A 24,220-nucleotide genomic window follows, 5' to 3' on the forward strand; every position below is an offset into this window, starting at 1 on the left:
AACATAATTATAAAATCCAAACTCTCCAGAACTAAGCCCAATTGGATCCTGACTTATATACCGCCCTCCCTCATGGTCATAGTAGTATGCTTATAAACGACAAAACCCACTAAATTAGCAGATTTTGTCGTTTTAAATTACTTTGTGTGCACAAGCTAGATGTTTGCGACAATAAAGGACTATTTATAATAATACAATTAGCTTACCTCTATTTTATCAAATATCAAAAACTCTGATGCTTTTTCTAATTTTAATAATTGTTTTTTTAATGTATCATTTACAATAACCTCAAATCTATCATAATTTGCCCAACCTGACAGGAAGAACCCGTCAACATCATTTGGAATTTTAGATTTTAGCAAAATTAATGTACTTAAAAAATCAAATTCTGCTTTAGTTGAATTAACATAATCAACACAGTTAATAACGTTAGTAAAATTCATTAATTTATAATCGCTTTTAAATTTACCAACTATTTTTATGGGTACAAACTCTAAACCTTTTATATCCTCAAATAATTCCTTTTCGAACACAGAGCCTTTAATAATCATAGTTCCATCTATTCTCTTAAAATTAGGAGCTATGTCTTTTGTAAAATCATTCTCATTCAATACATCATATCCGTTATCATTTAGAGCTTGAATTTTTAACCTATCTATCTTTTCTTTTGATGGATAAATATCAGTAAAATTAATTTCTTTTCCACTTAAAAAAAAATTATTTTTAAAAGTAAAGTACTTTTTCCAAACTTTATTTTCACCTGTTAGGTTTAATTTATAATATGCCATAATTAATATGTTTTAGTAATAATCTTGTTCATATCACTACCAATTTGCGTACATTCAGTTTTCATTTTAGCAAGTTCAACTTCAAAACCAGCATCACCTCCTTTTTCACCAGCTTTTTTCAATCTGTCATAAATTTTCTCGTGAAATCTTGGTTCATTATGAGGCCCTTTATGGCCTACTACATCTACTTTATTTCGCGGGTCATTTAGAACATCTTTACGTTCTCTGCCATTTTTAAATTTCCCAAATCCATGTTTTCTAAAAAGTGATTGAAATAAACCTTTCCATGCTTTATCTTTATTAGTAGCTATATGATGGGTGGGTGCATAGGCAGATAGCCCAAAAACATCAATCCACCTATTAGAATCATCAACATAGTTATAAAACCCAAACTCTCCAGAAGCCAAGCCCAATTGGATCCTGAGAAAGATAAAGCTACACCTCTTTTTGGCTCGCGTGAGCATCTTTTTTATTTCATTCTGATACTATTTTATCTTTTCAAAAATAGCTTATTTTTCTTTCAAATAAAAAGGAAAAAGTAGCCCATCATCTGATATACTACAAAAACTGGCTTCTATATTAGGCACAAGCACCGATTTTTTAATGAATGGCGGTTCTGAGCAGGTAGAATTACAATTAACTGATAAAGAATTAATCAGACAATTTCAAGAAGTAGAAAAACTAAACCCCGAAGAAAAACATCTTGTTAAAACTTTCTTAGATGCCTTTATTACAAAAAAGAAAATTCAACAACTCGCTTTATAAAACAACAAAACCCGCTAAATTAGCGGGGTTTGTATTTATTCTCTTTACGTGTAAAAGCTAGAAGCTTGCGACAATAAGGGATTATTTACAATACTACATTTAGATTACCTGTATTTCATCAAAAATTAAAAAATCTTTTACCTTTTCTAACTTTAGCAATTGGTTTCTCAATTTATCATTAACGATAATTTCAAACTCACCATAAAGATCCCAACCCGATAAAAAAAATCCATCAATTTCTTTTGGGATTTTAGATTTTAATAAAATTAATTTACTAAAAAAAGTAAACTGTTTTCTAATGGAATTAACATGATCAACACAATCTATGACATTGGTGAAATTCATTAATTTGTAATTGTTTTGAAACTTACCCTCTATTTGTATTGTTATAAACTCTAAACCTTTTATATCCTCAAATAATTCTTTTTTAAAGATGGAATCTTTAATAAGCATAATGCTTTGCGTTCTATTAAAGTTGGGAGCTGTAGATTTTGTAAATTCATTCTGATCCAGCACAATCCCTTGGCTGTTTAGAGCTTGAATTTTTAGATTATTTACTACATTCTCTAAATTATGTATCAAATGAAATTTTACTTCTTCTTTTTTGTAATAAAAATATTGATTAAAAGTAAAATACTTTTTCCATACTTTATTTTCTTCATTAATTCTTAGTTGGTAGTAATTCATATTAATAAGTTTTAGTGATAATTTTATTCATTTCACTACCTACTGTGGTACAGTCAGTTTTCATTTCAGCAAGTTTAGCTTCAAAACCAGCATCTCCTCCATTTTCACCTGCTTCGGTCAAATCTCTTAAAATGTTTTTATGAAAATCTGTTTCATTATGCGGTCCTTTATGACCTACAACATCTACTTTATTACGAGGGTCATTTAGAACATCTTTTCGCTCTCTACCATTTTTAAATTTACCAAATCCATGTTTTTTAAAGAGAGCTCTAAATTGATCTTTCCATGCTTTATCTTTATTAGTAGCTATGTGATGGGTCGGTGCATAAGCAGATAATCCAAAAACATCTATCCACGCATTGGTATTATGAACATAGTTATAAAACCCGAACTCTCCAGAAGCCAAGCCAATCGGATCCTGACTTATGTACCGCCCTTCCTCAAGATCGTAGTACCTAAAACGATTATAGGCAAGCCCTGTCTCTGCTATACTTTCAATAAATTACCTACTGTCTATCAAGGAGCTTGCTACTGTGTAATTTCAAAAGTAGCTTATTTTTCTTTCAAATAAAAAAGAAAACACAACAATTAGCACAATAAAAATTGACTTTTATAAAACAACAAAACCCCGATTTCTCAGGGTTTTGTGTTTTGATTATTTGTCGATTCTCTTTGCTAGCACGGAAACAATTTCCGCACTATCGTTACGCATATCCGAGCAATCGGGTAAGAACTCTTCGCAGAGCAGTGTTATTTTATCGAATCATAAACTTCTTTCAACTCTTGCGCATATTTTTTTGCATTTGGAATACGGATTGCCTTCAAATAATTTTCTAGTTCTTTTTGACTATTTTTGAGTAAATAATATTCTATCAAATCATCAATTAAAAATGTAATTGATTTTCCTAAATTATTTATTGTTACCATCTTTTCATCGTTTGAAGGCTCTTCTCCTTTAGAAAACTCTTCTTCTTGATTGTCGATAATTAATCCCATTTTCACAAATGAATAAATTAAAGATTTTTCATCATTTTTAAGTAATTCTTCTAAATATTCTAATTTCACATCCGATATCTCCAAATTTCTTTTGGCTATTTTCAACAAAGAATCATAATAATTATCTAATATTTTTTTATTCTTTGAGACTTTTAAAATTACATTTTGATATTCTGTAGATTTAATTAATTTATCTATTTCTTCCATATATTTATTTTATAATTATCCACCAAAACTTCCTACATCTTGTACTACATCTATCAAATCACTTCCAGTATGTCTATATTCATCTACAGCCTCATGTTCCCAAGGATTAACTTTTTGTAAATTAGAAGACTTGTTAGACCCTCCTTTGTGTTGTGCCTTTTTGTGATGTAATTCCATAGATGCTTTTTTAGTTTCAAAATCACCCGTCTTTCTATTACGTACAATAACTTCCATTTGAGGTGCTTTTCCACTTTTCATACGGTCTAAGTTATGGTCAGAATAATTTTTTTTATTCTTTTTAGCTTCCTTTTTCCAATAAGCTTCTCTTGCATCTTTCCAAGCTTTCTTTTGGGCATAGGTTTTAGCAAGACCAAAAACATCTATCCATGCATTCGTATCTTCAACATAGTTATAAAATCCAAATTCACCAGATAATAATCCTAATGGATCTTGAGATATGTACCGCCCTTCCTCAGGATCATAATACCTAAAACGATTATAAGCAAGTTCTATTTCACTGTCATAACTTTCAATAAATTACCAGAACTTGGTATTATACAATTTCAAAAGTAGCTTATTTTTCTTTCCATAAAAATGCCCCCAGATAGTGTCTAACTTTTTGGGGGCAGTTCAGTTTTTTTGTTATACTCTAATTATGTATACTACTAATATTTATAGTAGCTAAGATAAGTTGAATTATTTTTTACTCTCGTAGTCTTTCAATAATTTATCATAATATTTCTCTAGCATTTTAATATTATTTATTCTGTCAACTTTTCCGTCATCATTACTTGTATAAGTTAGCCATTTGTACATTAATTTTTCAAAAATTTTCAAGCCTACTTCAGTTAAATCACTTTCATTTAATAATTTGTCTTTATCAAAATTACCTAATTCATCAACTAAATTTTCTTTTAACAATCTATTTAAGAAAGCAAATTTGTACAAATTTTTAAAAATCAAGAATAAATTATCCTTGTCTTTTTGTTTTGAGTAACTTTTTTCTACATCTGAGTATCTTAACATAAATTTTGCTTCCATATTCTATTTTTTATTTTAATCTAATTATATCTGTTCTTACTTTTGACACATCGACAAGATTACCATTGGCATCCTTAATATTAGTTCCTCCATTATTTCTAATAATATTTTCTTTTGTCATTTGGGGCACTTTATTAGCTGTCTTACTTGTTACCTCATAAGATTTTATTGCTTTTCCATTATTATCAGTGACTATAAAGTCTACTCTTCGTCCAGTTCCTCCACTAGTAACTTTATTCCCATTACCATCCAAAAGCATTCTTTCGCTTAAGACATTATTTTCTCCATGAATACTCTGCAAAATTCTTTTAAATGTATCTTCTCGTCTACCACCTTCTCTCTTATTGGTTTTCTTTTTTGAAGTCATAACAAAACCTTTCCCATAAGTTTTTGTTAAACCAAAGACATCTAATTCATTGTTACAATCATCAACATAATTATAAAACCCAAACTCACCACTTAAAAGTCCTATCGGATCCTGACTGATGTACCGTCCTTCCTCAGGATCATAGTACCTAAAACGATTATAGGCAAGGCCCTATTTCACTATCATAACTTTAAATAAATTACTAGAACTTACTTTTGTACAACTTCAAAAGTAGCTTATTTTTCTTTCAAATAAAAAAGAAAACACAACAGTTAGCACAATAAAAATTGACTTTTATATAAAACAACAAAACCCCGATTGCTCAGGGTTTTGTTGTTTTAATTATTTGTCGATTCTCTTGCGGGCGCGGAAACAATTTCCGCGCTATTGTTGTTTACCACTAACAATATCATTTAAAGTTAATTTCAATTTATCAATATCACCTCCATCGGGATAGAAAATGTATAAATTACTATTTTCTTCTCTTTTATCAATAAATAAAATATCTCCATTTTCTTCACCAATTGATAATGCATTTTCTAATAAGGATATTTCTTTTTCCTTAAATTCCACACCAACTTCCAACATGGATTTTAAATATCCCTGTAATTGAAAAATAGTTACAAATTTATTTTTATCAATAAAAACTTCTTTAAATAACTCTTCTAAAGAGTAAAGATTAAAATCATTCCTTTTTTTAGAAATACAAATAGTATTTTTTTTTGTGTTTATTCTAAAAGTATAATAATCCTTTGGTAATAAATCTTTATCAATTTCAACTTCCATACCATCCTTACTTTGAGTCAATAAATTACTATTATTGTGTATTTCTGTAAGCCTATTCCAAGAAGTTTGCTGATTACAGTGAGGACAAACAAATAATATAGAACTCCATTTGTTTTTTTTAGCAACTTCTATTCTTAATATTCCTTCTTCAAAAATTTCAAAAAAACTGTTACATTTATTACATTCAATTATATATTTCATAATCTAAATTAATTTTATAAATAATAAGGAGATACATCACCTTCATAATAATGAAGTTCCTTGAAGTACTTTTTGTGATCTGCTTTTTCCATTAAATCTAAATTATTAAAATTATTATCTCCTCCTCTAAACAATGGCTTTTTATGATGTACTTCATAATCTTTAGGTACATTACCTAACTTTATTTCTTTTATCTGTGTTTCCGAAAATCCTCTGTCTCTTAAAGATTTTTCATCCTTTCCTAATCTTTTTAAGAATTTTTTTCGTCCTCTACTATTAAAGTTTTTTCTCATCTGCTTTAGACTAGCTTTGCTTCGAGTAGCATACTTACTTCTAGCTAGTCCATATAAATCTAATTCATTATTACTATCTTCTACATAAGCATAAAAATTATAAACTTCACTTAATAGTCCAATTGGATCCTGACTTATGTACCGCCCTTCCTCTGGATCATAGTACCTAAAACGATTATAGGCAAGTCCTATTTCACTGTCATAACTTTAACTAAATTATTAGAACTTACTTTTGTTTAACTTCAAAAATAGCTTATTTTTCTTTCAAATAAAAAAAAACAAGCAGTTAACACAATAAAAATTGACTTTTATATAAAACCATAAAACCCGCTAAAAATAGCGGGTTTTGTCGTTTTAAATTACTTTGCGTGCACAAGCTAGAAACTTGCGCAAGAGAGAGAGAAACATCAGGATTACTTTTCATATATAGATTTGTAAATATCCTCTAACTCTTTTGCACATTTTTTAGCATTAGGAATACGCATTTTTTTTAAATATTTCTCTAATGAATCATCCCCTTTTTTTATAAGAATTAATTCGATTAAATAATATATCAAGAATGTCATTGAAAGTCCTAATTCTTCTACAACTTCATCTTCATCACCATCATCTGAAATCCAATCATCATCTTCATCTTTTTCATCTGTACTATTTAAAGTTGTTAATTTTTTCACAGAAAAAGAAATTACTTCATCAATATTTTTAACTAAAAAGTCCAACAGTTTTTCTTCGCTTTGATCTGCCTTCTTGATAGCTTCCTTTGCATACTGTATTGAAGACATATAATTATTTGTATCAATTTTTTTATTTGATTTCTCTGCTATTTCAAATATTACTTTTATATAAATCTTATTTTCTATCATAATTTAAATATTTTTATTTAGGATTTAGGCCTTCTAAAATTTTTATCAATTTTGTCCCAACATGTCGATATTTATCCATTGAAGCATGTCCCCAAGGATTTGCTTCTGTCAAATTCCAAGATTCATGAGCTTTTAATGAGCCTCCTCTTTGTTTTAAATGAGTATGTTCAAGTTCCATAGACACATATTTAGTACTTCTGTTTCCTAATTTATCCTCTACAATAACTTTAATCTGTGGAGAATTGCCTTCTCTAATTCGTTGTTTATTTCTTTCAGAAAACCTACCAGGAATTGCTTCTAATTCGTCTGACCAGTATTTTTTCCTTGCTTTAGTCCATGCGGCTTTATAAGCATTACTTGCAAGTCCTAATTCATCAATCCACGCATTCGTATCATGAACATAATTATAAAACCCAAACTCCCCGCTTAAAAGGCCTATCGGATCCTGACTTATGTAGCGTCCTTCCTCAGGGTCATAGTACCTAAAACGATTATAGGCAAGTTCTATTTCACTATCATAACTTTGTCCCTGATACAAAAATTGGCAAAAGTTTTCAAAGCCAGTTTCTTTTAGAACTTTACCGTTACTGTTTAAAGAACGCTCCCAAATAAGTTTTCCATCATCAGCATACGCTTCTATTGGCGTACCTAAATGATCATTTATTATACTATACTGTTTATCATTCTTTATTTTGGCTATTGGAGAAAAACTGTCTTCTTCAAATACCCATGTTATAATATTGTCTGAGAGTACGTCTTTAGTCGTAAATGTTTTCCATTCGTGCAAAGGCACATTACCATCCCAAGCAAAGTTAGTAAATGTTTTTTTATAATGTTTGTATATTCTTCTGCCCAAGGCGTCGTATGCAAAGTTTACATAGTCACCATCGGGGCGTTGTACCCTTTTAAGCATTCCTGTGGCATTCCATTCATAAAACCAATGCTCTTCTTTAAAAGAAAAAATACTTCCTGTTTTTTTATATTTTTCTATTAAGTTACCAAGATGGTCATATTTGTAATGCCAACTGCCTTTTTTTTCTAATTTCCCATCTCGGGTATACGTTCTATCCTTTTTTTCGGGTGTTTCGTATAGGTTTCCTTTGCCGTCCGGATATCTGTTTTGGATACTTCCATCGGCATATTTTGCTTCTGTTAAGTGCCCGTTTTTGTTATATGCAAAATTAGTTACACCTGTGGTAGAGTCTATTATTTGTCTTAATTGGTTGTTTATTCCCCATTGGTATTTTCGGCTTTTAACACGTTTACTGGCATGTCCTACAAGTTGTTCCGTTGGTCGTCCTAGCGCATCTCGGTTGGTAGTTTGTTGTATGTTACCTGGTAGTAAACGTTGTATTTCTAGTCCCATTTGGTCATAACCAAAAGTGCTTTGCCAGTCTTCTTGGGTTTTCATTTTGCTTAACTGCCCCAACTCATTATACTCCAGATCCAGGTTAGCTCCTAGATTACTTTTCAAATTGGTACGTTGTCCTACTGCATTATACGTATTGGTTATAATGGTACCATTTTGTGTTTCTTGGGTAATATTACCTAAGGTGTCGTAGGCAAAGGTTACCTCACTAGCTGGGTTTATAGCACTGATGAGTAAGCCTGCTGGATTATAGTCAAACAGGTGTTCTATGCCATCTGTGTAGGTAATTTTTTGTATGTTGCCTAATCTGTTATACTCATAATTCGTTTTGGCATTTTGAGCTAGAGTACTTTCGTGGTTTTCTATTTCTTTTTGCAGAACATTACCCGCAAGGTCATGTTTATACAGACGCACTACATTGTCAAACGGACTTTCTTCGACTACATTACCTACGCTGTCACGCTTAAAAGTGTAGGGCTGGTGGTCGTTTTCTATTCGTATCAACTGTTCTTCTTTATTGTAAAAAAAGAGAGTCTTTTTTTGGTTTTGATACCTACCTGTCATTTTCCACATCCCTTTGTAAGTGTAGCTTACCTCAGTCTGAGCATCATTGTATTGCAACAGGTTGTCTATACCATCGTATTGTAATTTTATCTCATTCCCATCAAAATCATCTACTTGGGTTACTCTACCTAGTAGGTCATAAAACAGTTTTTGTTTAGCGTCTTTTGCGTTTTGTGTAGTAATATTTCTTCCTAGAGAATCATAACTATATAAGGTTATAGCACCTGTAGGTTCTGTTATTTGTATTAAGTTATAATTTTTGTCATACTCCAAAAGTGTTTTATTACCCAAATAATCTATAATAGTATTAGGTAAACCGTTTTGGTATTCTATTTTGGTTTTGGCATTATTGGGGTTGGTAACTTCTATAGTGTTCCCATTAGAGTCGTATTTCCATTTCCATTTTCCACCCAATGACGTTTCTAATAAACTTGGTAGGTTCTTATGCAAAAAGCTATAGTCTGTCGTTTCAGTCCCCCCCATTGGGTTGGTGGTTTGTATCTGGTTACCACGATTGTCATAGCCAAATAAATAGGCATTTTCTAGCGGGTCAGTTTCAGAAAGTAGTTGATTGTCTTTGTCGTAAAGCCACTGATTTATAGCTCCATTAGGATCAATACGTTTGTATACGAGTCCGTTTTTATGGTAGTACTCAATGTCATGCCCTCGGCTATCGGTTACAATCGTTTTGCCTTCTTCAAAAAATAATTTGTGGTTGTAAATATCTCCATCTCCCCAAGTGTGTACACAGCGCGCTCCAGGTGCTGTACCATCATACTCAAAATACCAATTAAGACCATTACGCCAAATTTCTTTGGTCATTAGCCTGTCTTTATATTCAAAGAACATACTATCGTTCTCAGCATTGGTCTGTTTTACAAGGTTCCCTATTGCATCATACTCATAGGTGGCAATTGCAAAAAACTGGTTATATGCCGTTGGATGCGGTGCCGTAATGGTTAGTATTCTGCCTTGGTTATCGTTAATAACTGTAAGTTCTCGATGAGCTGCATCGGTTATTTTGATCAAAAAACCATTAGTATCATACCCAAAAAAAAGAGCAAATCCATTGGCATTGGCTACAGTTTGCAGAAGATGCAAGTCGTTGTAAGAGTTGGGAGTAAAATAATAATATAAATTTTCTTTTATATCCCAAAGGTACAGGCGATTGGTATCGTCTACAAAAAGTTCGAGTTGCTCTGCTTTATTAAACGTTGGTTTTTTTAGGCTAGGTTTTTCAAAAGCAATGGGTCTACCATCGGTAAGCCTTACGGTAACAGTATTGGTATCATCGTCTACATGCATTGCCATATCATAAGCATGGTGCCATCCATTCCCTAGCGGGCCTTGATAATCTGATTTGCTATAATAGGTACGTTCCCATGATAAAGGTATGGGACCAGGCAAGAAAAAATCTTCTTCATCCGTAAAAAAGTTACCTGTGGCTACATCTACAGGGTGACCTGTAACTGTACAAATTCCTTTGTGCAGCATATTTTGTAGCTTACCCGAACCAATTTTTTTGTTGACTAATTTGTGCATTTTACCCCCTACAAACTTCCCCAATGTTGCTCTTAGCATTTTTTTGAGCATTGTAATTGGGTTAAAAGGTGCAGGAACAGGATTCGTAATAATTAATCCTGATGTGGGTATGGGGATTATTACACTCGTAGGCAAAAATAGTTTTAACCCTATCTTAATTGAATCGTCCTTATTTTTTGTAGGACGAAAAGTATGGGGAGAAAAAATACCAATATCTTGACAACTATTATGCAAATGGGCACCACCACCACCAATAGGATCACCATCTGCAAGAGCTAGCAAACTACCTAGAAGAGCATGTCCGTTATTTTTACTACACAATCTAGAATAAACAGGATGAAATCCTGCTCCCATCGGAAAATGAGGAATATTTTTTGTAGGTGTACTCGCTACCGCACGCGGTATAAAACCTCCAATTTTTACAGTAGCACCAATCATACCCACAATCATTGTGGCTGCGGTATGTGCTACGGTTAATGCTTGTACTTTATTGGCCTCTGTTTGTTCTCCATCTGTGGGGGTTTCAGACATTGGCGGTGGCGCAGGTGGCGGTGGAATTATAGATGCAATTGCGGCCGCTAAGAAATCTTTTGGGCGAAAAAGCATTCCTATGTACGGATGTGGCATTGGTATAGGAGCCGGAGAAGGCGGTATAGTTACCATATGAATATCTATACCCAATACTGGATCAAGCTGTTTGGAGATTGGTAGCGATGCCATTCCTTTCATCCCGATACCTTCTAACATAGGCATCAATGCCGCTCCTAATACTCCATCTACCATACTTGTTACAGCTCCAAAGGCTTGTATTCCGGTATCCACAGCATTAAGTGCCAAGGCCGTAACTTTGGTAGAAGTACTTAGGCTTTTATTATTATATGTCTTTTGAGCAGTAGTTACATTGGCCGAAATCCCTTGCGTTTTCTTAGCTGTGGTAATAGCAAGCTGTTGGCTCACTTTTTCATGATAGCTTTTATCTGCATATTTAGATTCTTTTTCCATGCCGTTTATTTTTGTTGAGTAACCTCTTTATCAGAAGTGTTTTTTAAGCTATCTTTTTGTTTTGAATTAGAAAGAAAAAAAGCTCCAACGCAAAGAAAAACCACTACACCCATAACAACTATCATTAATTTACGCATGGTTTCTTTTCCAAATACTTCATATAAAAACACAGATCGCGTGCTCCCCTCAGGATTAATAATCCAACTCCATCTGAACAAATATCCCAGAAAAAATATAGTAAACCCCACTGCGGCTAACAAATAACCATAATGTGGATTTTGAGTTAAAAATTGGCTAAATTGGTTTGTAATGCTTTCTGATTGCTCTTTCATAATAGGTTTTGTTTGTAGGTTTTGTTTGTTTTTTAGAATAGTGTTAATGAAATTATTAAACTAATTAGGCAAAAAATAAATACTAAAAATGTATTTATACCCCTTCTAGATACTTTTTGTTTGTTAGGCAATGTAATTTTGTCTTTGCTACTAAGGTTCCAATTTCTTTGATATACCGAACCAAAAATTAGAATTCCAATTACTATAAAAGAAAAAATTCTTTTCCAATTTAAGTTAGCAATAACTTCGTATAGGTTATTTACCTGTTCCATATCGATCAATTTCAAATTTATAATTTTCACCAAAAAGAGGAATTAATACTTCGTCTAGCTTTTGTTTACTTACTTTGTTTTCGAAATTTGAATTATAAATTACATCTTTTAACAGCAACGGAAAAGTTGAATTTGATAATAATTGAGGGGTTAATTCTGTATGTAAATTAAAGCCCTCGATATAAAAAGGCAGTACGTTTTTTTCTACATCAAATTTATTACCTGACCATCCACAAAGACGACAGGCTTCTATTTGCATTAAATAATCATCACATTGTTTGTATGCTTCTTTTGCACTTATGTAATCAGCATTAGCTTTTCTCCAATCGTTCTTTAAAACATAAATACTACCTCTGCCTATATGAGTTTGACCTGCCAATCTATTACCGATTGAAGGCTCCGTTTCTTTTTGAGCAATTATAGAGGCTTCTACTGCTTTGTCTGCAAAATAAATTGCTTCATCGTAGTTTTTATAACCAATTTGATCATTATATAAGATTACATAAACGGTAACAATTTGAGAAATCCAGTTTGTATCATTTTTTAATTCTCGAAGAACAATATCTAAACATTTTTTTGCTTGAATACTTACCTTATCCTGATTCCGATCTTCAACAGCATGCATTAATTTTACCAATTCGCTACGATATACATTTTCTGGCTTGGTAGGGTCTGCTTGTGCAACTAATTGTTCTACAACTGCATTAACATTAATGTCAGTTTTAATTTCTTTTACTTCTTTAGGAAAATGATCTACTACTTTTTGATATACCAAATTTTCTGTTGATTGTACTACTGTCCACGAAACATTTTTTTCGAAAGGAAAGGCTAGTGATAATTTTGTCCACTGATAAGCCTCAGATTTTGAAATACCATAATTTTTGAAAACATAACACACTTCTATGTCCCTTTTAGGAAAAAGATTCTTAGCGAAACTATTTAAATTATCTACCAAAAGTTGCATTGGGTTTTTAGAATTAGTGTGCTCTAAAAGTGGTTCCCAATTTATTTCTGAAGTAGCATATTCTACAGGTTTGTTCATAGTGTTCCAATTCTGCACTAGTTCCTGCATTTCTTTAGCAATATCGAGAGCAAAAGATTCTTCATTTTCAAAAACAGATTCAAAAACCCAAACAAAATTTTCTACTTGGTTGTCTAATGCTAAGATATAATCCAAAAAAGCTTCCATCATAGATTCCTCTTTTGGGGTATAAGTAATGCATACCATTTTTACATCTTTTGAGATATAAGCATTTTGCCATTTACTTACTAAACTATCCATAGCATTTTGTACCGAATTACTAGTTGCCATATTTAATTTAATCTAATAATTGTTCCCTCTACAGATGTGGTTGCCGATGAAGATAAAGTTGCTAATGCAGTTCCTGTAACAGAAACTTCTGCAGCCGAATTTATATCTACTTTTATCGGAGAGGTCACTACAACTTCTTCCGAACCAGTTACAGTTACTTTTGGACTATTATGATCCAGTGTCTCCGCACCATTAATCGTTACTTTATTACCCGATAAATCAATAGTTCCATCTTCTTTTAATGTTAAACTACTACTACCTGTAGTTAGCGTTATTGAAGCCGAAGATGCAACCGAAATATTTCCTGCTCCATCTAATGCCACAGAATTTCCTGCTCCATCTGTTATAGTAATACTTTTTTTATCTTCCTGAAAAGCTATGGTGCTACCACTTTTAGTTCTAATAGTTTTAGTGTTATTACCGCTACCACCACCAGCTCCGATAACATGGTTAAATACACTTCCTAATACAAAAGGTCTGTTGGGGTCGTTATGTCTAAACCCTAACATTACAGAATCTCCTACCTCAGGGATAAATACAATTCCTCTATTATTTGGTCCACCTGCATCAGGGGTCATGACACGAAGCCAGGCTGTTTTCATCGAAGTACCTTGTTGCCAAAGCATTTGCACCCTAATTCTTCCTTTATTTTTCGGGTCGGTATTACTCTCTACAATCGCTTGCTGTGTTTGTGCAATTGGATAAGCAATATCCGGTTCTGGCAAGCTTAGTATTTTTGAAGGTATCGCTCTAAAATCATTCCCATACTCTCCTAAATGTGTAGCATAATGCGTAATTTCGGTAATAATATAAGAACCTACTTCTTGTGTAATCATGCTCGAGTTTTCTAAAACACTCGATTGTATATTGACAATACTTCCTATTTTTAATTTTGAATTTTTAGTACTTGCATTAACGTAATTGGTATTGGCAGCAGCACTTTCTTGCTTCTTTTTTAAGAAAGATTCCAGAATTAAATCATCACCTGTACTTACAACACCGTGCGTAAAAGCAGGTGTTGCAAAAAGATCTTTTGAGCTTGCAAATGCTTCGTTTCCTAATTTGGGTAAACCACCTACTGTATCTTTAGATTTAGCCGTATAACGCTTATCTGTGCTTTCGTTGTAAGTAAAAGCACTAAATTTATTAGGTACAGCCTGTACAGATATTTTTAATTTTGAAATATCTCTATTATACATTAACGATATAGGATCATCAAAACTTTTAGGCTTGCCAAAAACTAATTTCTCTCCGTCATAATACAACCATTCATTATATTGTTTTGCTAATCGCTGGATGAACTGAAAATCAGTTTCGAGATACTGATTCTGATAGTCCATTTTACTGGTATACTCAGGATTTATTTCGTTCTGTAATTGCTCCCCAGAACCATTCTTAACTACTTCTTTTACAATATCTTTTAAGGGTAGTTCTTCCCAGGAATATAACTTTTCTCCTGATTCTAACAATATCGTTTTAGAATATCCAGACACAATTATCTGGTTACCTGAATGCCCCATTTCCTGATCAAAATCGACATTGGTAACAACCCCTAAAAAATTATTTTTCTCCTCAAGCATTATATGTACCACTTTACCTAACCAGCCTTGCGCATTTTCCAGCGTGTATGCCAAAGGACTCTCTACTGCCGCGTGTGGGACATGAATTTCAAATTGATGATGGCCATTTATTACCTGTACCAATTCAATGCTGGTAAAATGACTTATTTTTTTACCGTCTATTCCAAATATTATTGCTGGTCGTGTCATGTTTTTATAGTTTAATAATTACTGGTATAGTACCTCTCATCTTTAAAGATGATTTTCTCAATATCTGTTACTTCAATTTTAAATATCCAAATAAATATTATGCAAAGCGTTTTTAACTAACCCAAGTTCGGTGCTTATTTATAATTCTCCACTTTCCATTAATTTTAGACAAAAAGAATGCTTTTCCGTCTCCGCAAAGCCCTCCGCAAAAGTGATTAAGCTCAACGTAAGCTTTAGTCATATCATTTGAAAAAACAGGTATTGTCATTTGATAAAAATCATATTTTGTTCTATTTTCTTGTTTTACTTTTTCCTTCTCGAATGTTGTCGAATTTATTTTATCTATTATTTTTTGCTCTATTTTAAATTCTTTCTGCCCTAGATTTTGTGAGACTAAATAAGAAGAATCAGATTTTGAGAAAAAAAAATCTCTTTCTATTTTGGAATTTAATAAATCATTTATGGAGACATTATTAAATGGAATAGACGGAATATTTTGTTTATCAGTACTTTCTGGAATATGAATATTTATTTTTATTAGATCTTCACAAAAAAGAGAGATAGGACTTAATTTATTTCTGGAAAATTTTAAACTATCTTGATCAATTATTGTTTCGACGATTCCATTAATATTCTTAATTTTTACAAGCGAAGATTTATTATCTTTTTCTTTGCAACTTAAAAACATTAAAAAGCTAATTATCAAAATTGTATTTTTCATTATTATTAAGAGTTTTTAATTGTTGTCTATGAAGATTATCAAGTTAATTAATAATCTTTTTTAGAATCTATTCCGAATATAATTGTTGATGGTTTCATAAACTTATAATTAAAAAGATTGTTGTTACTTCATTATTATTTCTCAAAGATGATTCTCTCATCATTATCTATTTCTTCAATTTTATATATTCTATAATTATTATCATAATAAAAGATTCGTTTATATTTATAGTTCAAACTGTCATGTTTTCCATAAATAGTCTGGAATTTATTGTTCCCAATTTTTGAAATTTTACAATAGAGCGAATCGAATATTACATTATAATTGTAGCAAGTATCTTTATTTATAGAAAAAGACAATTTACTTTTTATAGAGATTGGTCCTTCAGTAGGATTATAAAAATCTTTATAAAAATCATTCCTTTTTTTATAATAAATAGTAGTATCGATTGTTTTATTCTTCTTTGAAAAATTCCCAGAAATGCATAAAATGGTATCATTAGAATAAATATACTCACGATATTCATCGTTTTTTTTGTTTGTTAAAACATCACTTTTTTTTGAACAACTAAAAAAAAATAATAGCAATAAAATAAACCAACTAGTGTTTTTATTTAAGATCCCCATATTTTATCAGATTAACTTTTTCCACATTATCAAAAACTTCTTTATATTTTGGATCAACTTTTTCTAGTTCTTGAGTAATTTTTTATACATCCTAATACCTTTATGGTTTGAATCCAAATCTCGAAGAGCTATATGATCTTCATTTGCACTATAAATACTTCTTTTAATTTTTTCAGCTTCATCTAAACCACCTCTTCTAAATCCTTGAATTATTTCTTCGATACCTCCAGCATTATGAACAAAAAGTTCGTGCGAGATTGCATCAATATCTGATTGATTAGTATATATATTAATCAATAATTTTCCAGTTTCTTTGTCCTGAGATAAGGTAACATTTCCTTCACGATGCGCAAAACCTCGTGATCCTTCGTAAATTTTATTGTCTTTGTCTAATTCGAATTGAACAATATTAAGTATAACGTCAGAATATTTTCCATCAGCTCGAGCTTTATAGCCGTAAAACATGTCGTTTTTTTTCATAAACTGCGATATATAGTTTTTACCAGTATTGGTCTTCATTATATCTCTCATTGTAAGACCCAGTGCTTTTGTAAAAATTCCTTTTCTAAATATAGGGTCTAGTTCAGGTTTTGTTAATGATGTGACCAAATAAGGAACAACATCAAATGGATTATTAGACCGGTATTGATTATTTCTTCTTTCAATCATTGCTTCTAACATATTAGTATTTTCCCACACATCTGTTTCCCTGTTATATCGTGGACTTTTAACTCCTAACGAACAGCTATTTCTATATTTCCCTGAAGATGATGATCTAGACATAATAAATTAGTTTTTATAATTATTTAAGTTGAGAATGGTACATCTTTTAAAACTTATCTCAAAAATTATTATAATGTTTGGTGAGTTTATATTTTTTTACCTCTACGTAAATATAATTAATGTAAAATATTGAGATATTTACCTTTTGATTTATATATGTCTAATATTTCTTTTGCCTGGGAGTGCCCTTTTTCAGAAGCTTTGATTAGATAGTAAATTGCTAAATCTTGTTCTTTACGGTTTAATTTATCCAAAGACCAATTTTCTACTTCTTGATTATTACACGCTGTACAGTTTAAATCAAAAAGGCTATAATACACGTCAAAGTAAGCGTCGTTATTATTGTATTTATTAGCCATTATTAATGCCCAAGGAAGAAAAGCAAACATATCTTTATCAATATAAGAAACTCTTAATTCATTATATGATTTAATATTTCCTTGATTAATTATATCTGATTCAAGTTTGTTAGAAAGCTCTTGATGGTTATTACTTATTGCGTAGCTATCATTAACTAAATCTTTTTCTACTTTATCTTTAGATGATTTAATATAAGAGCTAAATAAAATAACTCCTAAAAAAACACCTCCTAAAAAAACAAGAAGATTTGTTAAATATCGATTATTCATAACTTTTATTTTTTAGCAGGTTTTAGCCCAACACTAGAGTCTTCATAAATTAATTTTCCTTTAAAAAACATTCTATAGGACCCTTGTGACCCATCCGAATTTGGTGTTGAATCATGACTATCCCAAACACCTTTTTCATGAGCATTTGCACTACTTTCACTTTTCCCATTCGGATCTATTCCGGATGCTGTAACAACTTTTCCATCTGGTGCAATTATAATAATGTTTTCATATTGTTCAGAAATTTGTTGACCTATTGAGCTTATAATTGGATTGCCCCTATGATCTGTATCTGCTCCAGTATTACAAGCATGTAACTTTACAGTTATTAAAGCATCACTCTCAAAAGCCCTTTTAAACTCTATACTAGCTTTTTTCATTAATTCTACAAACTGTTTGGCACTTCTAATAGCTACAATCTTTCCGTTAGAATCTCTTCCTTCTATATATTTGTAATTTGCATGCGCAAAAACATCAAAATAATTATCTCCTTTAATATACCTAAAATCATTTGCGAATTTTATAATGTTATGACTATGAGAGTCATCTACGACCCATATAATAGGAGGTTCTCCCATTCTTAATTCTTTAGGACTAAATAAACTATTTGCATTTCTTCTTACAATCGTTGCTGCTAACCTGTCCGTATTTTCCCATTCGCCAGTTTCTCTATTATATCGTGGACTTCTAACACCTAATGAACTTGCATTTTTATATTTTCCTGTATTTGATGATCGAAGCATAATAACTTTATTTTAATTATTTAATCTCAAAATTGCTAAATAAGCTATTCTAATCATTGACATTTATTAAGTTTTAATAATTGCATTTCACGTTCATTTTGTAAGTCATCTTTGAAAATCATTTATTATCTCCAAGTATTTAACAAAACAATAATAATGTTAATATAATTGCTATGATTACGAGTCTTATATTTTTAAATTATTAAAATTTTTATCAACTATAAAGACAGGATCCATTAATGTATTAAAAGAACTATTGGTAACTAAAATCTTTTTGCTTTTTTTATATACCGAACCACATGCCATATCCGACTCTATACGATATAATATATTTACTTTTTTGTCAAATAGTAAGTAGGAGCCATATATAGCAGGAGTCATTATATTTTTTTTTTCACCAATAACATCAAAGGGTATTTCGACGTATACATTAAACTCAGCGGATATATTTATAGGTACTATATAAAATTCGGGTACTATACTTAAATCTTTATAGAGTTCAATAACTTTTGTCGCGTTAAATTTTGTTAGTTCATCCTTGCCTATATAATATTTGATTCTATTAGATTTAGAAATATCAGTTTCTGAATAATAATTACATGATTTTACTATATTATGTAACGCTGTTTGAGCATTAGCCGAGAATGCTATAAAGAAAAAAAATAGTATTCCTTTCATAAGTTTTAGCTTAAAATGGAACAATTCCTGATTTTAAAACTTCTAAACATAATAAAAAATGTTAGTTTGTATTTATTCTTTGAGAATGGATATCTAAACATGATAAAACATTATGACTTTATAAAAACAAGAAGCGGTAAAAAACCGCTTCTTGTTCCAATAAGCAAAATTAAATTCTTGCCCAATTGTTATCTAATGTTGCATTACCTAATGTAATTTTCTCTGCTGAGAAAGTGATCTCTGTTACCATTGGAGTTTCTGCCAAAGCATCTAATTGCTCACTAAAGAAAACAATAAAAGCATTTTCAAAAGAAAGTTCTTTCATTACTTGTTCAGAATCAGCTTTAAAATACTTTACTTTTCCACTTACTGGTTTGTGCTGACTGTTTACTGCCTGCTCAATAACTGTAGTGTTGTCTGTAGATTTCACTCTTACGTTTAATCTACCTCCTTTAATTTCAGATGAAACAGCTCCTTTACCATCAGTATGTCTTAACATATCTACTTTTGAAAATAATACTTGGTACTCGTTTCCTTCGAATTCTAAAATTGCTTTAAATGCCATAATAAAAATAATTAAATTGTTAAAAATTGTTTTTGTTTAGAATCCTCTTTGTTTTGTATGACTAGTATTAACAAAAAAAGAGGTATTCTAACTGATTTTAGAATACCTCTTTTGTACTAATGTACTTTTTTTTGATTTGCTTCTTGTAGGAAGATGAGGAGGATTCGCAATCAATTCTTGTACGAATATATAACACAAAATTGAATAAACAAGCTAATTAACCATCTTTTTCATCAAAAATATAAAAATAAAATCAAAAACCTCAACTCGTAAATGTAAGAATCTAGTGTTTACTTGGGCTAACAGAGAATCTGTGATTTTATTTAAATAAAAATATTTTTATATAATTCAAATAAAATGCTTTGTCTCTCTTCTAATAAAGCTCCTATTTTCTGAAAATAAAAAAAAAATTAAGATAAATCATGTTCCTTCAGACACATAAAACATCTTATTGAAAACAAAATGATTCTAATGATTTACTTTCTAAGTACAAAATACGCAACAATGAGCGCAAATATGAAAGGTCCAAAAAAAAGTAAATCGGAAAAAATTATTTCCTTTTTAGAAATAGTATATCCATGTCCGGAATTTTCAGGTGCCCACTTACCTCCTCTTGATGCAAAAAGAATAATTGGTTTATTATAAGTGTTTGCAAAGTCTTTATAGAATAAAAATAGTAACAGACGGAAATAAACAATATAAAAGAATGGAAATCCAGTCATGAGAAAATTTAAAAAACTACTTTTTGTTGCAATTAGTAGAATTGTGCTTAAAATCAGAATTAGTAAACCTAATAACGTGAATTCCTTAAATTGATTTTTGTCTACAATTCGTTGTGAGTTACTATAAAACAACATCCATAAACCTAATCCAACCCAATAAGAAAATGCACTGAAATCAAAAATATTTTTCTAAAAAATAATACTAATGCTAGTAAATAAATAAAAACTAAGATTAGCACGTAAATGACAAAAGGTGAACTGCTATTTTTTTTTATATCAGCTTCTTTGTTCCAATTTTCCTTACATGTAGTATGTTTAAATTTCTTTTTCACATTTAATTTTCCGAACTATTTTTTCCAATTTCCTTCAAACTTTAAAAATATCTGTCTGACATAGGTTCAACTTAACTAACTAGCACTTTTTAGTTTTCTCCCATGAGAAAATTTCCATTTAGCGAACTAATTACATACCAGTACCCCTCTATATCTAATTAATGTTATTTTTCATAAAAAACAATAAGACAAACCCTAAAAGAACTAAAGCAATATGCAAGAATATCCCATTTACTTGAGGCTGCAGAGAATTTATCTGTTTGTTTATATCCAAGGTAGCTGCCGTATGAATTTCATTTATTTTATTTACTTGCTTCTGTAAAGAGTCAATCGTTCTATTTAAGTATAAAATGTTTTGATGCTGATTAGAAAATAGTCGTTTTACTTCCTTGTCAGACAATGCCTCTTTTTTTCTAATAACTCCTGTTTTAGGCTCAGTAAGAGTCAGTTCACTTACATCTTCGATTTTGTCATTATTAATTTCAAAGCTATTATTCAGCTTGTTAATCAAGAAAAAGATAAAGACTATATATGACAGTAAAAAAGTGGGCAAAATGTACTGAGCAAATATCTCTAGTACTTTTGGTTTTGCAGCATTATGTATGTTATTTATAGTACTATAATTAGTAAAAAAATAGGTTCTTGTTTTTGTTCTTTATTCAATCTTTCGTTTTTAAATTTCTCTTCTAAATCAATAAGTTCAAAGCGGTCTAAACTATAAAGTCCTAAATTTTCATTTAGTTTTTTATGATGAACCATCCAGTTGAGTACTTCTTCCATCTGGTATTCAGAAATACTAGAATCTTTTAGTTTCCATAAAATTTCTTTTTTGGTAAGCTCACAAGGTTTGCCTTTACTTTCAAAATAAAATAATTCTAAAATTATTTCGTGCAAAGGCTTGGCTATTTCTATTGTTTTAATAATCTCCATAATCGTTATTTATAATAAAAGATTCTTTGATATATAATAATATTTAATTTGAGATTCCTCATCAAAAACCTCAAAAGCACTGTTTCGTTGCATTTTTTCTAAAACTTCTAGCTTTGCATTTAAAGCTGTAAAAAGCGATCTAAACTCCTCTCGTTTTTTCTTAAACTTTCGGATATCTTTAATTCTTATTTCATGCAACTGAGGACTATTAACAAATACTCTAGTCTTGAAGTAAAGCAAATCTGCCAAAGAACTTCTAGCTCTTATCTTTTCTGTTTTTTTTATATTTCCTGCATACATTTTACATTTATCCTTAAAATTAAGGATCTCGACTTTATCGATATTCTCGTTAGTGTACTCTTTGCTAATTAACTCTCTATAATTCTCAAGAAGTTCCTTTATTTCGCTTTCTGTTAGTAAAATATATACCTTATCTTCTAAATTGTTATTAAGGGTGTCTTTTGCATTTATTACAAACGTTTCGTCTTTATAATTTTTTGTAATGTTGGTATCAACACCATCTTTTTGAGTAGCATTCTCAATTAAATTATTTATTTTTTGACTTGGCTGGCTTCGCAAAAAGCTAAATTCATTTTTATATTGCGTTAATGATTTTAATAAGGTATTATTTGTTTTTATAGTTTTACAAATAACACTATCAATCGCTTTATTTATGGTTTCTGGAGTAAGTTCACTATTTAATTTCGGGAATACGATACCTCCGTTGAAATTACTTTTTAAAGGAGCATTGTAGATGTAATCGTTATCATATTCTCCATTATATGTAAACTCATCGTTTTTTATAACCAATTTTGGATCTACATAATAGTTCTGAATATTTCTTTTATTTGCATTACTAGCCTCATTCAAATACATTTTACTTTGCAGGATAAAATCCTGATTATCGGCTGTATTTTCATTTCCAAAAAGAATGAATAATAATTTTGCATTATTTTTGGCTAAGGCATTGAAACTATCTGGTAAAGTAGAATTTATCGAATTATCTAAACCTGCCAAAATAAAAAAGTTATTCTCAAAATTGGCATCTGAACTCAAAAATTGACTAATTCCATTATTGTTGTTAGGCAAAATATTTTCCTTAGAAATTTCCTCAGGTGTTTTGATACTTTTTTCAATTAAATCAAACCATTTTGAAAAAGAAGGCGATTTTGCTAAATAATAACTTTTATATTTTCCTTTGGCTATAAACGAATAGGTAAAATTATAATTTGCATACAACTCATTACTCGTGGTTAATTTGAGATTTTGTAATGCCGAAAGCGTTTTCTTTAAATACTGTTTTGTTGAATTATTATTCTCAAAAATATAATAAAAGTTAATGTTCTTACTTTGAGATGCAATTTGCTCAATTGTTTTTATAGTAATATCATCACCTCTTAAGTTTGTAATTTTATTTTTATCATGGTTCCAAATATTTATTGGTAACAAAACCTTACTTATATTATCAAACTTGATTGGTTTACTTGATTGATTTTCATTTATAAAAAAAGTGTTTTTATAAAGTTCATTTGCCTGAAAAGTAATTTTCCCAGATGATAATTCTAATTTATCGGCTGTACTTAGTTTTACAACCATATTGTCTTCTATTGGATTCAGATATTGAATAGGCACCCAGCCATATTTATGATTGAGAGTATCTTTTGTTGTTATATCATCAAAATTAGATACAAAAGCCGATTTAGTAGTTTTATCTATTTTATATACATATACGAAATCATTTAACTTGATATTTTTTTTAGCTACTGTTTCTAAATTCGGTTCGTTCTTTAATAAAAGAGCCTTTTTTTTGACATTTTTATCACTAGAAAACAAATTGTCTAATGTGTTACAAGCTACAAAATACCTCACATACTTTAGATTTGTTTGATTTTGCATTGCCCTGCTATATTCAATCACATTGTCTTTTTTGATCCAACCTAGATATTGAACTTCTTTGGCATTAGAAAAATGATTTTTTTTACTCCTTAAAACAGATAGAGTTCCTTTGGGTTTACCGATCATCTTTTTATCGGCCACCACCACTTCATAATAATTTTTATCCTGATTGATTACATACATCGGAGACAGAATAGCTGCTTTATTTTTTACTTTAGAACTATAAGGTTCTTCATAAATATTATTATCCGTTCTATCTGAAAAAACTAATTTAAGCTCCGTTTTTTCGCTTTCCTTTTGCTTCTCATTATCATAAGTATTAATTGTCTTTTCTGTTTTCTTGAGAACACTTGTGCTGTTTTTTACCTGCGCAAAAATAGGATTTGTGATCAATAGACACATCAAAAAAGTATATCTAAGTAAAATGCTAATTTTCATA

General features: G+C 30.5%; 26 protein-coding genes and 2 pseudogenes. 1 reads left to right on the plus strand and 27 read right to left on the minus strand.

Going from position 1 to position 24,220, the window contains the following annotated elements; translation table 11 throughout:
- Positions 1 to 197: 197 nt before the first annotated feature.
- On the minus strand, positions 198 to 788 hold the full coding sequence (locus EAG11_RS09515) for a hypothetical protein (protein ID WP_129538982.1): 591 nt from the start codon (positions 786 to 788) through the stop codon (positions 198 to 200).
- 2 nt (positions 789 to 790) lie between these two features.
- Complete coding sequence (locus tag EAG11_RS09520) at positions 791 to 1,195, minus strand: AHH domain-containing protein (RefSeq protein ID WP_207209634.1); 405 nt, start codon at positions 1,193 to 1,195, stop codon at positions 791 to 793.
- A gap of 196 nt (positions 1,196 to 1,391) precedes the next feature.
- Here EAG11_RS09520 and EAG11_RS21690 point away from each other — a divergent pair, with 196 nt between their 5' ends.
- Positions 1,392 to 1,553, plus strand: a complete 162-nt coding sequence (locus tag EAG11_RS21690) for a hypothetical protein (RefSeq protein WP_164998688.1) — start codon at positions 1,392 to 1,394, stop codon at positions 1,551 to 1,553.
- Positions 1,554 to 1,652: 99 nt separating this feature from the next.
- Here the strand turns inward: EAG11_RS21690 and EAG11_RS09525 are convergent, their stop codons facing one another.
- The 25 genes and pseudogenes from EAG11_RS09525 to tssR form a co-directional block, all read right to left on the minus strand.
- On the minus strand, positions 1,653 to 2,240 hold the full coding sequence (locus EAG11_RS09525; RefSeq protein WP_129538984.1) for a hypothetical protein: 588 nt from the start codon (positions 2,238 to 2,240) through the stop codon (positions 1,653 to 1,655).
- Position 2,241: 1 nt separating this feature from the next.
- Positions 2,242 to 2,739 carry an RHS repeat-associated core domain-containing protein gene (locus tag EAG11_RS09530; RefSeq protein ID WP_207209652.1) on the minus strand — a complete coding sequence of 166 codons (498 nt, stop codon included), beginning with the start codon at positions 2,737 to 2,739 and terminating at the stop codon, positions 2,242 to 2,244.
- A gap of 251 nt (positions 2,740 to 2,990) precedes the next feature.
- On the minus strand, positions 2,991 to 3,443 hold the full coding sequence (locus EAG11_RS09535) for a hypothetical protein (protein WP_129538985.1): 453 nt from the start codon (positions 3,441 to 3,443) through the stop codon (positions 2,991 to 2,993).
- 15 nt (positions 3,444 to 3,458) lie between these two features.
- The gene (locus tag EAG11_RS22810; RefSeq protein ID WP_371414634.1) at positions 3,459 to 3,701 is read right to left on the minus strand and encodes a hypothetical protein; all 243 of its coding nucleotides are present in this window, start codon (positions 3,699 to 3,701) and stop codon (positions 3,459 to 3,461) included.
- A 168-nt stretch (positions 3,702 to 3,869) separates the two neighbouring features.
- Positions 3,870 to 3,977 (minus strand): annotated as a pseudogene (locus EAG11_RS22815) (RHS repeat-associated core domain-containing protein); the annotation flags it as partial.
- A gap of 162 nt (positions 3,978 to 4,139) precedes the next feature.
- A complete protein-coding gene (locus EAG11_RS09545) occupies positions 4,140 to 4,484 on the minus strand; it encodes a hypothetical protein (RefSeq protein WP_129538986.1) in 345 nt (114 codons plus the stop codon).
- 10 nt (positions 4,485 to 4,494) lie between these two features.
- A complete protein-coding gene (locus EAG11_RS09550) occupies positions 4,495 to 4,851 on the minus strand; it encodes a hypothetical protein (RefSeq protein ID WP_242499327.1) in 357 nt (118 codons plus the stop codon).
- A gap of 384 nt (positions 4,852 to 5,235) precedes the next feature.
- Entirely contained in the window at positions 5,236 to 5,838 is a 603-nt protein-coding gene (locus tag EAG11_RS09555) for a hypothetical protein (protein WP_129538987.1), read from the minus strand.
- Between the two features lie 14 nt (positions 5,839 to 5,852).
- Positions 5,853 to 6,131: an HNH endonuclease signature motif containing protein gene (locus EAG11_RS09560; RefSeq protein WP_129538988.1), complete on the minus strand. Its 279-nt coding sequence runs from the start codon at positions 6,129 to 6,131 to the stop codon at positions 5,853 to 5,855.
- Positions 6,132 to 6,236: 105 nt separating this feature from the next.
- Positions 6,237 to 6,323 (minus strand): annotated as a pseudogene (locus EAG11_RS22270) (RHS repeat-associated core domain-containing protein); the annotation flags it as partial.
- Positions 6,324 to 6,544: 221 nt separating this feature from the next.
- Positions 6,545 to 6,994: a hypothetical protein gene (locus EAG11_RS09570; RefSeq protein WP_129538989.1), complete on the minus strand. Its 450-nt coding sequence runs from the start codon at positions 6,992 to 6,994 to the stop codon at positions 6,545 to 6,547.
- 13 nt (positions 6,995 to 7,007) lie between these two features.
- Positions 7,008 to 11,471: a DUF6531 domain-containing protein gene (locus EAG11_RS09575; protein ID WP_129538990.1), complete on the minus strand. Its 4,464-nt coding sequence runs from the start codon at positions 11,469 to 11,471 to the stop codon at positions 7,008 to 7,010.
- Positions 11,472 to 11,476: 5 nt separating this feature from the next.
- A complete protein-coding gene (locus EAG11_RS09580) occupies positions 11,477 to 11,803 on the minus strand; it encodes an immunity 17 family protein (RefSeq protein ID WP_129538991.1) in 327 nt (108 codons plus the stop codon).
- Between the two features lie 255 nt (positions 11,804 to 12,058).
- Positions 12,059 to 13,387, minus strand: a complete 1,329-nt coding sequence (locus tag EAG11_RS09585) for a hypothetical protein (RefSeq protein ID WP_129538992.1) — start codon at positions 13,385 to 13,387, stop codon at positions 12,059 to 12,061.
- Positions 13,388 to 13,389: 2 nt separating this feature from the next.
- Positions 13,390 to 15,156 (minus strand): type VI secretion system Vgr family protein, encoded by a 1,767-nt coding sequence (locus tag EAG11_RS09590; protein WP_129538993.1) that lies wholly within the window; start codon positions 15,154 to 15,156, stop codon positions 13,390 to 13,392.
- A 112-nt stretch (positions 15,157 to 15,268) separates the two neighbouring features.
- The gene (locus EAG11_RS09595) at positions 15,269 to 15,877 is read right to left on the minus strand and encodes a hypothetical protein (RefSeq protein ID WP_129538994.1); all 609 of its coding nucleotides are present in this window, start codon (positions 15,875 to 15,877) and stop codon (positions 15,269 to 15,271) included.
- A gap of 134 nt (positions 15,878 to 16,011) precedes the next feature.
- Positions 16,012 to 16,503 carry a hypothetical protein gene (locus EAG11_RS09600; RefSeq protein WP_129538995.1) on the minus strand — a complete coding sequence of 164 codons (492 nt, stop codon included), beginning with the start codon at positions 16,501 to 16,503 and terminating at the stop codon, positions 16,012 to 16,014.
- A 63-nt stretch (positions 16,504 to 16,566) separates the two neighbouring features.
- Positions 16,567 to 17,286 carry a hypothetical protein gene (locus EAG11_RS09605; protein WP_129538996.1) on the minus strand — a complete coding sequence of 240 codons (720 nt, stop codon included), beginning with the start codon at positions 17,284 to 17,286 and terminating at the stop codon, positions 16,567 to 16,569.
- Positions 17,287 to 17,402: 116 nt separating this feature from the next.
- Positions 17,403 to 17,915 carry a hypothetical protein gene (locus tag EAG11_RS09610; RefSeq protein WP_129538997.1) on the minus strand — a complete coding sequence of 171 codons (513 nt, stop codon included), beginning with the start codon at positions 17,913 to 17,915 and terminating at the stop codon, positions 17,403 to 17,405.
- A gap of 5 nt (positions 17,916 to 17,920) precedes the next feature.
- Complete coding sequence (locus EAG11_RS09615; protein WP_129538998.1) at positions 17,921 to 18,658, minus strand: hypothetical protein; 738 nt, start codon at positions 18,656 to 18,658, stop codon at positions 17,921 to 17,923.
- A gap of 186 nt (positions 18,659 to 18,844) precedes the next feature.
- Positions 18,845 to 19,336 (minus strand): hypothetical protein, encoded by a 492-nt coding sequence (locus EAG11_RS09620; protein WP_129538999.1) that lies wholly within the window; start codon positions 19,334 to 19,336, stop codon positions 18,845 to 18,847.
- Positions 19,337 to 19,505: 169 nt separating this feature from the next.
- Positions 19,506 to 19,901: a type VI secretion system tube protein TssD gene (gene tssD / locus EAG11_RS09625; RefSeq protein ID WP_129539000.1), complete on the minus strand. Its 396-nt coding sequence runs from the start codon at positions 19,899 to 19,901 to the stop codon at positions 19,506 to 19,508.
- Positions 19,902 to 21,109: 1,208 nt separating this feature from the next.
- Positions 21,110 to 21,466: a hypothetical protein gene (locus tag EAG11_RS09630; protein ID WP_129539001.1), complete on the minus strand. Its 357-nt coding sequence runs from the start codon at positions 21,464 to 21,466 to the stop codon at positions 21,110 to 21,112.
- Between the two features lie 98 nt (positions 21,467 to 21,564).
- A complete protein-coding gene (locus EAG11_RS09635; protein WP_129539002.1) occupies positions 21,565 to 21,885 on the minus strand; it encodes a DUF5457 domain-containing protein in 321 nt (106 codons plus the stop codon).
- Between the two features lie 9 nt (positions 21,886 to 21,894).
- On the minus strand, positions 21,895 to 24,219 hold the full coding sequence (gene tssR, locus EAG11_RS09640; protein ID WP_129539003.1) for a type VI secretion system protein TssR domain-containing protein: 2,325 nt from the start codon (positions 24,217 to 24,219) through the stop codon (positions 21,895 to 21,897).
- Position 24,220: the final 1 nt, after the last annotated feature.

The sequence above is a fragment of the Flavobacterium sp. 140616W15 genome, assembly GCF_003668995.1.
Taxonomy (GTDB): Bacteria; Bacteroidota; Bacteroidia; order Flavobacteriales; family Flavobacteriaceae; genus Flavobacterium.